Origin of the sequence: Mammaliicoccus sp. J-M40, assembly GCF_022386395.1 — a bacterium.
In the GTDB taxonomy this organism is placed as follows: Bacteria; Bacillota; Bacilli; order Staphylococcales; family Staphylococcaceae; genus Mammaliicoccus; species Mammaliicoccus lentus.
The window spans coordinates 146,635-160,629 of sequence record NZ_JAJNIQ010000005.1 but is presented as its reverse complement, the minus strand read 5'-3'; the positions used below and the strand labels follow the sequence as shown (position 1 = coordinate 160,629).

Sequence of the window (13,995 nt, the reverse complement as noted above, 5' to 3'; positions counted from 1 at the left end):
TCAACTATGAACAATATTAAAAAATCATATTTAACAAGCAATCTATTATATTAATATAAAACTTTTAAAGCATAAAGGGGACTTTTCAATGACAATTAAAAAAGCAATTTTGTTAGGTGCAGGTGATAGAGGGGGTCGAGTTTATGCGAATTTAATAAAGTCACTGCCTCACAAAATACAACTAGTAGGTGTAGCAGAACCTGTACTTGAACGAAGAGAAAGAATAAAGAGAAATCATGAACTTGATGATAACTTAGTACAGCAATCATGGAAAAGCTTACTCGATTTGAAACCAGATGCAGAAATTGCAATTATTTGCACACAAGATAAAGCACACTTTGAACCAACTATGAAGGCGTTGGAGTTAGGCTATCATGTATTACTTGAGAAGCCGATGTCTCCTAGTCCAGAAGAATGTATTAAAATGGTGGAAAAAGCTGATGAAATGAATAGAACATTAACGATATGTCACGTTTTAAGATATACTCCGTTTTGGGACAGAATTAAAAAAATTGTACAAAATGGTGATATCGGTGAGATTGCTTCCATTCAATTAAATGAAAATGTTGAATATATGCACATGTCTCATAGTTTTGTACGAGGTAATTGGAAGAATAAAGAAACATCAAGTCCAATGATATTGGCAAAATCATGTCATGATATGGATATTATCAGCTATATTATGGATAAAGACTGTAAAAGGATTAATTCTTTCGGATCACTCATGTACTTTAATGAAAATAACAAACCTGAAGGAGCACCGTTACGCTGTTTAGATGGTTGCCCAGTAGAGAATGAATGCCCATTCCATGCAGGACGTTATTATTTAGGTATCGGACGAGGTTGGGCGATGAAATTTACAGAAGAGAATTCTAATGAAGCAATTGTAGAAAGATTAAATCATACTGACTACGGTAAATGTGTGTTTCAATCAGATAATGACGTGGTTGACCACCAAGTCGTTAATATGGAATTCGAAAATGGTGCAACAGCAACGTTTAGCATGAGCGCATTTACAAGAGAGCAAACAAGAATTGTTCAAATAATGGGTACTAAAGGAGAAATTAGAGGGAATATGCAAACAAATGAAATAAGCATTTTCGACTTTTTAACAAGAGAAGAAAAAGTTGTTAAATTCCCTGAAGTGAGCAGTGGTCATGGTGGTGGCGACGAAGGAATTATAAGAGACTTTATTGACGCAATTAATGAGTCTGATGAAAAAGCTTCTAGATCAGTAGCTAGTAAGTCTTTAATTAGCCATTTAATGGCTTTTGCTGCAGAAGAATCAAGATTAAATCAAGGTCAGTCAATCAATATAGACGAATATTATGAAAAACTATCTTCATTCTAAAACAAAAGGAGTGGGACAGAAATCTCATTTTATTAAAAAGATTTCGTAGTCCCACCCCGGCAAGGATGACTAGGTATGAAAAAAGCTTGTTATAAGCGCATTTTCATAACAGTCAGCTACTGCCAATACAAAAAGAGAGTCTGGGACAATTATTTATGTCCCAGACTCTTTAAGATTTAAATTAATTATATCTAGTTCAAACTTTATTGAAAGACTCATTTTAACAACCAATATATTATTTTAATATAGCAAGTAGATTTATTTTACTCCAACAACACGTATTCTTTTATAGTCAGCTATCCACGTTTCTCCATCATGTAAGACAGACTTTAAATTGTTTTCAGTATTTTTAATAATATTTTGTTTCGTATTTTCGTTCAAACCTTCAAATATTTCATTACTGAACATTTGAATCCAATTGTTTAACCCTTCTTCTCCTATTAAAGGTGTTGGTCTATCAAAATATTCGGCAAAAGTAACCGTGAATCCCATTCTTTCCATTAAAGTCGTGTATTCTCCAATACTAGGAAAATACCAAGGAAAGTGTTTACTATCATAATTTATGTTTTCTTCTTGAATTTGATGGATCACTTCATCAGTGATGGTTTGAACGTTATGTTTACCCCCAAACTCTGCAACAAATCGTCCGCCTGGTTTTAAAGATTTATAAATATTTTCCAAAGCTTCTTCAGGTTGTTTAATCCAGTGCATTGTAGCATTAGAGAATATCGCATCGAACGATTCTGAATAACTAAAATCAATTATATCTTGTGTTGAAAAAGAAATATAAGGGTACTTTTCATTAGCTTGATTAACCATCTGATTTGATTTATCAATGCCGACAACGTTAGGACATTGTTGATAGATTTGATGAGCTAAATCCCCTGTCCCACAACCAAGATCTAGTATATTTTCATCATTTTGAGGTTTTAATAATTCAATTAAATTGTTACCATATTCAGAAACGAAAGAATGTTTTTTATCATACAAATCAGGGTTCCAATAGTCTTTATGTCCTTCATAATTATTTAGATTTTCCAAACTATACATCCTTTCTATAAAATTAAATTAGGAGTTTTTATGAGATATTTACTAAAATTTTTATTATATTATTTATTTTTATTCATGACATTTAACTCAATAGAGATTATTTTAGGTAGAGAATTAGAAGTGGCAAAAAGTTTAATAGTTCCTTTAATTATCTTAATTGTAATATTCGCCTTCAACACAAATACTAAAGATAATTCACACTAATATCGTATTACAATGAATGAAAGAGTCTGAGACAATTATTTATGTCTCAAACTCTTATAATAATCATTATATTTCTTGAAATAATTTTAAAAGACTACCTGAAACAACCCTTATTTAACAATTAATACTGGAACTGGGCTTCTTTTAGCAATTTTATGTGTAACGTCTCCTAAAACATGTTTAATATTCAAGCTAACTCTGTGGTTACTCATTATTACTAAATCGAAATCCCCACTTTCTATATCTCCCTTATTAATTTTTTCTAAAATTGTATCTTTAATAGGTCCAAATTCTATTTCTACTTTGTAACGAATACCTCTTTCATCTAACTCTTGTAAAAATGGCGCGAGTTGTTCTTCTTTTTCTTTAGCAATATCATTTGAGTGCTTATTATAATATTTAACGCTAGTTGCAAGATCATTTTCAGTTACAACATGATAAATGATGACTGTGGAGTCTTTATCTACTACTTTTTCTAATTGCGCTGGAATAGAACTAAAATCATTCCCGAAATCATAAGGTAATAAAACATTATTAAACATATTTACCAACCTCCATGTTTTTAGTACTAAAGTACCTCTTACTTATATAGTACCCTAAATATACTTTTGTAAAAGAAAAATAAGCCTGTTTGGGAATTTAGTATAAAGTAATTTTCTATTACTAAACTCTCAAACAGGTTTATGGTTAAAATTGTTATAAGGAAATTATAACTGTATTATTCTATTTCATAATCCTTATTACCTTTATAGTATTGTCTATCTTCTTTATTATAAACTTCTTCAGGTTTGAAAAACGGTTTAAGTTTATATTTGAATTGATGTAAGTTTAGGCCATCTATAGCAACACGATCTTGATATATATCTTTGTTTGAAAGGCTTGTAAAATTATCTGGACCAACACCTGCCATGTATTTGAATCCAGCCTCGTCTATCATATAATTATAGGAAGTAGAATTTCGATCTTGAGCTCCATGTGGGAAGATGAATAAGTCAGTTTTACCTACAATAGGTTCCACTTCTTTTTTCCATCTTTTTGTATCTTCAATAATTTGCTCATCTGAACTATCTTCAAAATTAATATGACCATAAGAATGACTTGCGAATGTCCATCCATCTCTTTTCATTGAGTCAGCTACTTTTTTAGCTTGTTTTTTTCGTTTTTCATAATTAGGATGTTCCAAATCATTTGTTCGATAACCAAGTACTCCCTCATAACCTGTCAGACCAACAACTGCTTTTTGTCCTTTATATGAAAAATCAGGATGTTTTTTTACATAATCATTTAATAGTGGTACTGCATCGTTTGTTTTTGATTGTTCCATTTTCCCTTGGTCATTTTTCTTTTCAGCAACTGTTTCGTTGTCTTTATTTAAAGTTAAACGTTCTGTGTAACCATTTCCTTGCATATATTCATAATAATTCATATCATCCATGGACATTATTAATGGTTTTTTCCCTTTAGGTAATTTAAGTTTTTTTCGTTTAACAGGCGTTGACTCTAAATCATAAGCATCATGTGGATCTATTAATATGTAGTTATTTTCATGAAGTTTTTCAATAGCTTTATTAAATTCATTTACTGTAACCATCCAATCATAATTCCCTTTTGCTTGTTGTTGATTATCTGTATAAGCTTTCTGTGGATCCGAGATGATAGGATGAAAAAAGACATGACTTACTTTACCATCATATTCTACTAAGTTTTTTTCATCCTTATGATGTCTTTTATCATATTTATTTTCTATTTTATTCTGGTGTTTATGCTCTTTTTTTCTTTTCTTTACATGTTGCTTCCCACTTTGGCACCCGCTAAGTATTAAAACGAGTGCGATTAAAAAAACAATACTTTTTCGCTTCATTTCTCTTCCCCCTTCTTTTGTAAAACCAACTTACTCTTTAAGTCAACGACCTTAAAAGTTTACTTTAACACTTTTTGTTTAAATGGTAAAAAGAGCGGAACACCATTTAATATTTCCACTTATTAAAGGTTATTACTTAAATTTTGTTTATTATTTCATTTATTAAAGAAACAAATAACTTTTTGCACTTTTCTGAATATTTTACTAAAAGTGTTTAAACCCACTGTTGAAAGCGTTTTTATTTGCTGATATCGTAGGCATAGTATGCGCTATTATTTCTCAAATTAACTATATAAAGGGGTGGCATTTTGAAAAATGAAACTTATGTTGGCGGAAATAAATTACTTCTAGCCATTGTATTGTCGATTTTAACGTATTGGCTTTTTGCGCAATCATTTCTGAATATCGGCTCACTTGTACAACAAACGTACATGACTAATGATGCCATAATCAGTATTGCGGTTAGTTTGACATCACTGTTTACTGGGGTGTTTATGGTTGCAGCTGGTGGTACAGCAGATAAATATGGTCGCGTAAAAATTATGCGCGTAGGACTGATTTTAAATATTATAGGTTCTATTTTTGTAATTTCATCTGATTTGACGCCGTTATTGCTAATAGGTAGAGGCATTCAAGGATTTTCAGCAGCTTGTTTAATGCCAGCAACAATTTCATTAATTAATACATATTATCATGGTAAAGAACGTCATAAAGCATTAAGTATGTGGTCTATAGGTTCATATGGTGGTACAGGACTTTCATCTGTATTTGCAGGCTTTCTTGCAGCATATATTGGATGGCAGTGGATTTTCATAGTATCCATTATTGTGACTGGTATTGTACTTATACTTATTAAGGATGTACCTGAAATTAAAGCCGACAGAAAGAATACGTCGAAATTTGATTTCTTAGGTTTATTATTATTTGTTATCAGTATGTTAAGCATTAATATAGTAATTACACAAAGTAGTGAAATTGGTTGGACAAGCCCTATCATTATTGTTTTACTACTTATATTCATCATTTCAGTGGTACTCTTTTATTTTTATGAAAAACATAAAAAAAATCCTTTAATTGATTTTTCACTATTTTCAAGCAGATATTTCATTGGAACAGTGACATCTAACTTTTTATTAAATACTTCGATTGGAGCACTATCTTTATATAATCTTTTTACACAACAACATTTTCAAATATCCGGTTCTATTTCAGGATTAATCACCCTTCCATACATGTTTGGTGTACTCGCAACAATTAGAATTGGTGAGAAAATGATGGAACAATATGAAGCTAAGAAACCAATGAAAATGGGTTCACTAATCGTAACAGTAGGTATTTTATTACTGTCGTTATCATTTTTACCACAAACACTATATATCATAGTTAGTTTAATAGGTTTCTTATGTTTCGGTATGGGACTCGGATTCTTCGCCACGCCTGCACTAAATACTGCTGTAGTTCACACACCTAAAGAAAAACTAGGCATTGCATCAGGTATTTATAAAATGGTCGCAACGATAGGAGCTGCTTTCGGTATTACTATATTTACTACTGTTTATCTCGCTATTGATGAACAAGTATCTCGTACTATGGGTAGCTTTATTGCATTTCTTGTATGTACTTTATTTATGTTCTTATCATTTATTTCAACAAAATATATTATTCCAGATAAGGAATAAACGATAACTATACTTATAATAACAAGGTATAAAAAAGACACGAGAATGATTACTTTCTCGTGTCTTACTTATATTCTTCGCTAATAAAGTTATTTGTTGTATTAATATTTACATTTAGCCTATTCCAGTATTTTTTCTAAGTATATTTCTGTTGTCTTCTGCAATATTTTATAAAATTACATACGTAAAGTATTGTCATTAAAAGAAATGGAATTGTAATGATAAAAGTATTTAAACTACTAATGTTAGAAACCCATAAAAATAAAGATAACATCAATACATAACTAAGAATTACTACAAAAAATATAGGCCAACTAAACAACTTTCTATTATCCACACTTAACACCTCTGAATGAACTTTTTCTAATACTCATCTTTCAAATTATATTTATTTTTATAATAACAAATCGTAAGACATGGCGAAATTTATTTTTAATAAACAAAATCAAAATATAACATTTGTAATTTTTCATTATAAATTTAATTTGACAATTGTAAGCGCTCCCTTTATTATTTTGATAACCTTATGAATACGTATGCATTAATTCTAAGGATACGATAATTATTGTTAAAAATAATGATTGTTACTATACTTCATCTCGTTATAGAAAGAAGGATTGGTAATGCGTAAAAAAATATCTTCTGACCAAATTGCTGAATTAGCGCAAGTTTCTCAATCAACAGTGTCTAGAGCGTTCGACCCTGATTCCAATGTTTCTGCTAAAACAAGAAAAAAAGTTTTAGATATTGCTAATGAATTTAATTATAAGCCTAATGCATTAGCTCGTGGATTAATCACTAATAAATCAAAATTGATTGGAATAGCTATGAAAGAAAAACAAAACCCTTTTTACTATGAAGTATTATCTTTATTCACACAAAAATTAAAAGATCATGGATTCTCTGTGTTATTTGTCCACACTGAAAATGAAGAAATACAGCAAGAAGAAATCGCTAAATTTTGGGAGTATAATGTAGAAGCAATTATTGTCACAGATGCTTTTCTCTCATCAGATTTGGTTAAGAAATTAAAAAATGCAAACATCCCAGTCATTCTGTTTAATAGAGAGAATGAAGATTTACAATGTAATACCGTTTCTAGTGATAATATCTATGCTTCTCAATCAATAGCAAAGTATTTTTATAATAAAAAGCATAAAAAAATTTTATATGTTTCGGGTAACCATAACACTTCTACTAACAGAGATAGATTTTATGGTTTTAATAGCTTTTTTAAACAAAAAAATGAAGAAATTGAAGTTATTAAAGGAGATTATACTTTCGAAACTGCTTATCAACTAACGTTAGATTATTTGAAAGCTGGCAATATTCCAGACGCAATATTTGGAGCTAATGATATCACGGCTCTTGGTGTACTAGAAGCAGTAAAAGAGATAGGCCTTAATATTCCAGATGAGGTTGAAATAATTGGTTTTGATGATATTAAAATGGCTTCTTGGCCAAATTATCAATTAACAACTTGGTCCCAACCATTAGAAACGATGGTTAATGAAACTATAAAAATTTTATTAAAAGGAGACTTAAACACAAACAGACGTATCAAGATTAAAGGTAACTTCAAGTTTAGAAGTACAACTTCAAATTAAATTAAAGAAATTTTTTCATAAGTGTAATTTAAGAAATGTTTGAATGTAACCAATTTAAAGTAGAAAAATTAGAATATATATTATTTCACAAATTTCATACATAAGTATGTGAAGCTATCTAAGGAGGAACCGTTATGAATGTTATCAAACGTTTTGGAAGTGCCATGATTGTCCCTGTACTCACATTTGCTTTTTTCGGTATAGTATTAGGTGTTTCCACTGTATTTTTAAACCCAACAATTATGGGAAGTCTTGCTGAAGAAGGAACAGCTTGGTTTAAAGCATGGTCTGTTATTGAAGCAGGTGGATGGACTGTGTTTGATCATATGGAATTAATTTTTGCTGTTGGATTACCTATTTCCTTAGCTAAAAAAGCCCCTGCTCATGCAACTTTAGCAGCTTTAATAGGCTATTTTATGTTTAACACATTTATAAACATTATCTTAACAGAATGGCCTCACACATTTGGTGCAAACTTAGAAAAAGGTGTTGAGAATGTTACTGGTATGAAAGCCATTGGAGGCATTGAAACACTAGATACGAATATATTAGGTGCTATTATTATTTCTAGTATTATTACGTGGATACATAATAGATATTATGGCAAAAAACTACCTGAAATGTTAGAAGTATTCCAAGGATTAACATTTGTTGTTTCAATTTCTTTTTTCGTTACTTTAGTAGCAGCAATTATAACTTGTATTATTTGGCCTACCATACAAGATGGAATCTCTTCAGTACAAGGTTATATTATAGGTTCAGGATACATTGGTGTTTGGCTATACCATTTCTTAGAACGTGTTCTAATACCTACAGGATTGCATCACTTCATTTGGACACCAATAGATATGGGTCCTGTAGTAATAAATCAGGGTTTAAAAGCGTATTGGTTTGAGCATGTAAGTGAATTTGCGAACAGCTCAAAGTCATTAAAAGAACAATTTCCATATGGTTTCATGTTACAAGGAAATGCGAAAATATTTAGCTCTATTGGTATTGCATTAGCAATGTACTTTACAACACCACAAGAAAATAGAAAAAAAGTAGCAGCATTATTAATCCCCGCAACATTAACAGCAGTAGTTGCAGGAATTACAGAACCATTAGAGTTTACTTTCCTATTTATCGCACCATACTTGTTTGTATTACATGCTGTTCTAACAGCAACTATGGCATTAATAATGTACAGTGTAGGTATCGTCGGACACTTTGGCGGGGGCCTAATTGATTTTGTCGCTACAAATTGGATTCCATTAGGCGCTAATTATTGGTCACTTTATGTTCTCCAAGTAATCATAGGCCTTAGCTTTACAGGTATTTATTTTGTTTTATTTAGATATTTAATATTAAAATTTGATATCCCCCTTCCAGGGCGTGAAAAGAAAGCAGAAAATATTAAACTATATAGCAAAAAAGACTATAAAGAGAGTAAACAATCCTCAAACAGTAAAAAAGAGGAAAATATTCCAACAGGGAATGAATTTAAAGATAAAGCATACTATTACTTAGACGGACTAGGTGGTAAAGAAAATATAAAAGACGTTACAAATTGCGCTACCCGACTACGTTTAACAGTTAACGATGAAAATAAAGTATCAGATAACGATTATTTCTTACAAGATAGAATGGCACATGGTTTAGTTAAAAGTGGTAAAAGCATACAGGTGATTGTCGGATTATCAGTACCACAAGTAAGAGAAGAATTCGAAAGCATCATTCAGGATAATTAAGAGTGGTGAGTAATAAATAGCATATCTGGTTATGAAATGCTGATGATTGTACTTACAGTTATTGGTTTAGTATTAATTAGTAATTATAACCATAAAAAATAACCATCTAGCGTAAACTTTGACGAAGTAACTAGAGGTTATTTTTATAATAAATTAGAGTTATAAGTCACCGTCTTTTTAACGGGCTCTTTGGGCAACATGTTCGCGCATGTTGTCCTTCTTTATTTTTACATTTAAATAATATCATGATTTTACATAATTTGTCTATTTCTGAAAGATAATTTCAGTATATATTATAGGAAATTAATCAAGGTTCATCTCCTAATTTTTGGTATAATATCATTGAGCAAGTTGGATAGATGGTGGCTATCTTAGTATAAAGTGAGGTGATGCGTATGTACGTATCTACAAAATCTTTAGAAAGGAGAAGCCTTTTGTGGTAACGTTTGTTGATGCATTACATCTCATGTTTAGTTTTGGTATGTTTATACTGGCTTTCATAAGTGTAGTCATCGTAATTATTAAATTAAGCCATAAAAAATAACCATCCCAACTTTTGACCGAGTAGGTAGAATGGTTATTTCTTAATTTACTGAAAGTCACCGTCTTTTTAACGGGCTCTTTGGACAACATGTTCACGTATGTTGTCCTTCTTTATTTTTACACTTAAATAATATCATGATTTTACACAATTTGTCTATTTCTGAAAGCAGATTTCAATATATATTATAGGAAATTAATCAAGAGTCACTTTCTAATTTTTGGTATAATATCATTGAGCAAATTGGATAGATGGTGGCTATCTCAGTATAAAGTGAGGTGATGCGTATGTACGTATCTACAAAATCTTTAGAAAGGAGAAGCCTTTTGTGGTAACGTTTGTTGATGTCTTACATCTCATGTTTAGTTTTGGTATGTTTATACTGGCTCTCATAAGTGTAGTCATCGCAATTATTAAATTAGACCATAAAAAATAACCATCCAACTTTGACCGGTTAATGGTTATTTTTAATCAATTTTAACTAAGTCACCGTCTTTTTAACGGGCTCTTCGGGCAGCATGTTCGTGCATGTTGTCCTTTATATACATTTATATTATACCATGATTTTACATATTTCGTCTATTTCTGAAGTTGCTATATTTTATAAATTCTTGTAGCTTATTTATGAAATTGCTGACTTATTACTCAATAAATTTAAGATCTAAAGAATCTATGTTTTCTATAACTTTTTTAAAGTCTAATGAACTAGGAAGATTTGGGAAAGTATTATGTTCATATGGCTCTCCTAGGGTTCTGAAAAACGGTTCAAATAAACCTGGAACTAATAAACCTATCATTTTTGTATAGTGTGCATCTAGTCGATATGAATGAACAGTTTCGGCTGGTGCATGTAAAAAATCTCCAGGATATAATGTAACTTTTTCATTTTGATTGCCTACCCACATTGTTACTTTACCCTCAAAACAATAAAATGTTTCAGTATGTTTTTCATGGTAATGTGGAACAATAGGATCGCCAATTGGTCCTTCTGAAGAAACGACTATGTATCTATCGTTAGTGTCTTTTTGTGTAGTTATTATTGAATGCAATTGATCTCCTGTTAAAAGATTTTCCCCTTCACCTGACCGCCAATAAGTGATTTCTTCATTACTGATATTGTTAAAAGTAAATTCTATATCATAATTATATTCTATATTCTTGTTTATTAAGTGAATAAGTTTCTTCTATATATGATGGGTGTTTAGAATGATTATATGGTACTCCTAAAGCTTTATATATGTCTACTGCACTTCCATTAACGACGTATGATAAAATTTTTGTTCTATGAGCTTTCATAACATATTTATGTACTATACCAGGTGGAATAAGAATATAATCTCCTCGAGTTAAAGTGATTATATCTTTTTCTAATTGTATATCAACAACGCCTTCAGTCACCAATAATGATTCATACATATTTTTATGAAGATGCATAGGAAAGCTTTCATTCATAGCACCAGTTATTGTAATAACTTCGAACAAGTTTCCTGTACTTTGATTTGTAGCAATGATTGTATAAACCTGTTTATTCCAAATATAATGATCACCTTCCCCATTTTCAATCACATAAGGTGTTTTGTCTTTAGGTAATTCATTTTTTAGTATATTCACTCTTGTTCCTCCTATTTTATGATATTATCTTCTCATTCTGTAGCAATCATATATTTAATTGTAGCTAAAATAAATTCACCAAATAAGTGACAATTTATTGAATATTTTTTTTAAGATTCTGCCTAAATGAATATATACTTTTACTAATATAGATTTATTACGCTCTAAAAATCAAAAAAAGCCAATCGTTATAAACGAATGACTTTTGTGATTTTGTTTCAATTATATTTATTATTCATCAGTGTACCGCTTCGAAAGTTTTTCTTTATGAGCGTTAAACACTTCTTCTAAAGAAATATCATATTTGTTAGCAATCACTATAACGTTACCTAATACGTCTCCCAATTCTTCTATCAAATCATTTTTGTTGCTCATAAATGAATCTGTTATTTCATCTGGTCTATCTCTCCCTATTTCAAGAGCTCTTATAGATCTCGCCACTTCCCCAGTTTCTTCAGCTAAAAAACCTATACGTATAAAAATATCTAAACCTGACCATCCTCTATCTTCATAATAATCATTTACCCAATTTTGAAATTCAGTTATATTCATTCCTCACCACTCCTTAAATTTGCTACTATAAATTTTAGCAAACTAGTAAGAGTTTTGTTTATTTTTCTAAATAAATAACGAAATTTAAATTATATTTTTAAGTATCTTACCTTTGTTTTATTTATGATGGATAAATGACTAATGAGTAGTGTCTCTATCGGGCAAGACATTTTAAACAAGCTCGTTACATTTTCTAACGAGCAAGAGTTTGATAACAAGCACGTTAGACCTTCATTCCTTATCCTCTAAATAGAATTTTATCCTAATTACGTGCGATATAGCCTTCTAACGGGCAAGAAAAATTAAACAAGCTCGTTACATTTTCTAACGGGCAAGAGTTTGATAACAAGCTCGTTAGACCTGTATTCATCTTGATTTATATTGTAATAACCAAAAACCCTCCAACCCGCTTCTATTTCCAGCGGTTGGAGGGTTTATTTTAAATCAAATTTGTACCTACTCTATTCTATTTCTATTTCAAATCTGGCCAATATCCTTTGTTTGCTTCTATCAGATCATCTAATATATCTTTAGCAACTTTAGCGCTTGGTATTGTTCGCGATAAAGTAAGTGCTTGCCATAATTTTTGATAAGATTGTTCTTCGTATGCTTCTACTGTAAGTTTTTCTACGCCTACTTGTTGTTCCATTAAACTTTTCTGGAATCTAGGAATCTCACCTACTGATAATGGTTCTGGTCCTTCGCTACCCACTAAACATGGTATTTCAACCATTGCTGTAGGTTCAAAGTTTGATATTGCGCCTTTATTCTCAACAATCATTAACATTCTTTCTTTCGTATTGAATGCGATTGCTCTAGCTAAATCAACGATGTAAGACGCATGTTCATCTATCGTTAATTCTGTTCCTTCTGCTGTACCTTTATTGATGATATTTTCACATTCTGTAAATACAAATTTTTCTCTTCCTGCCATCACTTCATTTGCTCTTGTATATTCTTTATTTGAATGTGCTACTTCGTAATCTGGGTATAAATAATATTTTAAGTAAGTATTTGGCAATGTATCTTTATCTATTGCTTGTACGTCTCGTGCTTTTTTAAATGTATCACTCCAACTTGCTTCTTTTTCCATATCGCTACCTGTATCAGTTGCATAACCGTGTTGTTCTACATGTTTAATAATTTTAGGCTTCAAGTCTTTACCTGATTTATCTCTTATATCTGTCCACCAACCAAAATGATTTAAACCATAATATTTTACGACCATTTCTTTTCTTGAAGATAATCCTATATTACTAGCCATTAACTCTTCAATTCCGATAGGCATATCACATATATTTAATATTTTAGAGTTAGGTCGTAATTTACGTGTTGCTTCAGCAACAATTGCAGCGGGATTTGAATAGTTAAGCATCCATGCATCTGGTGAATATTTTTCCATATAGTCGATAATTTCTAAGACGCCTGTTATTGAGCGCATACCATAAGCTATTCCCCCCGGCCCACAAGTTTCTTGTCCTACTACGCCATGTCTTAATGGAATCTTTTCATCTTGCTCTCTCATCGCATACTTACCTACACGTATATGTGCCATTACAAAATCAACGTTTTCAAAAGCTACTTTTGGATCTGTGCTCGCTAATAATTTTACTTCTGGAGCGCGTTCTTTAAGTAGTATTTCACAGGCATTTGCTATCGTTTGTTGTCTTTCCCCATCATTATCATATAATTTGATTGTATCAATTGGAAAATCCTCTAAATGATCTAACAACATAAGTATGATTCCAGGCGTAAATGTACTACCGCCACCTGCTATTGATATATTAAACTTTTTCATCATAACAACCT

11 protein-coding genes and 1 pseudogene are annotated in these 13,995 nt (G+C 30.9%); 6 read left to right on the top strand and 6 right to left on the bottom strand.

The window, feature by feature from the left end; genetic code table 11:
• Positions 1-88 precede the first annotated feature (88 nt).
• Positions 89-1,351 (top strand): Gfo/Idh/MocA family oxidoreductase, encoded by a 1,263-nt coding sequence (locus LQ688_RS08170; RefSeq protein ID WP_017001111.1) that lies wholly within the window; start codon positions 89-91, stop codon positions 1,349-1,351.
• A gap of 258 nt (positions 1,352-1,609) precedes the next feature.
• On the opposite strand, the gene LQ688_RS08165 is transcribed toward LQ688_RS08170, so the two are convergent.
• From LQ688_RS08165 to LQ688_RS08155, 3 genes are all read right to left on the bottom strand, one after another.
• Complete coding sequence (locus LQ688_RS08165; RefSeq protein ID WP_239723407.1) at positions 1,610-2,401, bottom strand: class I SAM-dependent methyltransferase; 792 nt, start codon at positions 2,399-2,401, stop codon at positions 1,610-1,612.
• 314 nt (positions 2,402-2,715) lie between these two features.
• Positions 2,716-3,147, bottom strand: a complete 432-nt coding sequence (locus tag LQ688_RS08160) for a universal stress protein (RefSeq protein ID WP_016999364.1) — start codon at positions 3,145-3,147, stop codon at positions 2,716-2,718.
• Positions 3,148-3,323: 176 nt separating this feature from the next.
• Complete coding sequence (locus LQ688_RS08155) at positions 3,324-4,466, bottom strand: polysaccharide deacetylase family protein (RefSeq protein ID WP_064204942.1); 1,143 nt, start codon at positions 4,464-4,466, stop codon at positions 3,324-3,326.
• Positions 4,467-4,774: 308 nt separating this feature from the next.
• On the opposite strand from LQ688_RS08155, the gene LQ688_RS08150 reads away from it, so the two are divergent.
• The 5 genes from LQ688_RS08150 to LQ688_RS08130 all read left to right on the top strand — a co-directional run bounded on the left by LQ688_RS08150 (position 4,775) and on the right by LQ688_RS08130 (position 10,459).
• Positions 4,775-6,145 carry an MFS transporter gene (locus LQ688_RS08150; RefSeq protein ID WP_239704020.1) on the top strand — a complete coding sequence of 457 codons (1,371 nt, stop codon included), beginning with the start codon at positions 4,775-4,777 and terminating at the stop codon, positions 6,143-6,145.
• 623 nt (positions 6,146-6,768) lie between these two features.
• Entirely contained in the window at positions 6,769-7,752 is a 984-nt protein-coding gene (locus LQ688_RS08145) for a LacI family DNA-binding transcriptional regulator (protein ID WP_016999362.1), read from the top strand.
• A 134-nt stretch (positions 7,753-7,886) separates the two neighbouring features.
• Positions 7,887-9,482 (top strand): alpha-glucoside-specific PTS transporter subunit IIBC, encoded by a 1,596-nt coding sequence (locus LQ688_RS08140; RefSeq protein WP_182093695.1) that lies wholly within the window; start codon positions 7,887-7,889, stop codon positions 9,480-9,482.
• 436 nt (positions 9,483-9,918) lie between these two features.
• Positions 9,919-10,026: a putative holin-like toxin gene (locus tag LQ688_RS08135; RefSeq protein ID WP_016999361.1), complete on the top strand. Its 108-nt coding sequence runs from the start codon at positions 9,919-9,921 to the stop codon at positions 10,024-10,026.
• A gap of 325 nt (positions 10,027-10,351) precedes the next feature.
• On the top strand, positions 10,352-10,459 hold the full coding sequence (locus LQ688_RS08130) for a putative holin-like toxin (RefSeq protein WP_016999360.1): 108 nt from the start codon (positions 10,352-10,354) through the stop codon (positions 10,457-10,459).
• A 205-nt stretch (positions 10,460-10,664) separates the two neighbouring features.
• Here the strand turns inward: LQ688_RS08130 and LQ688_RS14125 are convergent.
• The 3 genes and pseudogenes from LQ688_RS14125 to LQ688_RS08110 all read right to left on the bottom strand — a co-directional run bounded on the left by LQ688_RS14125 (position 10,665) and on the right by LQ688_RS08110 (position 13,984).
• Positions 10,665-11,634: pseudogene (locus LQ688_RS14125) on the bottom strand (quercetin 2,3-dioxygenase).
• A gap of 231 nt (positions 11,635-11,865) precedes the next feature.
• Positions 11,866-12,186, bottom strand: a complete 321-nt coding sequence (locus LQ688_RS08115) for a MazG-like family protein (RefSeq protein WP_239752706.1) — start codon at positions 12,184-12,186, stop codon at positions 11,866-11,868.
• Positions 12,187-12,658: 472 nt separating this feature from the next.
• On the bottom strand, positions 12,659-13,984 hold the full coding sequence (locus LQ688_RS08110) for a 6-phospho-alpha-glucosidase (RefSeq protein WP_239704023.1): 1,326 nt from the start codon (positions 13,982-13,984) through the stop codon (positions 12,659-12,661).
• Positions 13,985-13,995 lie beyond the last annotated feature (11 nt).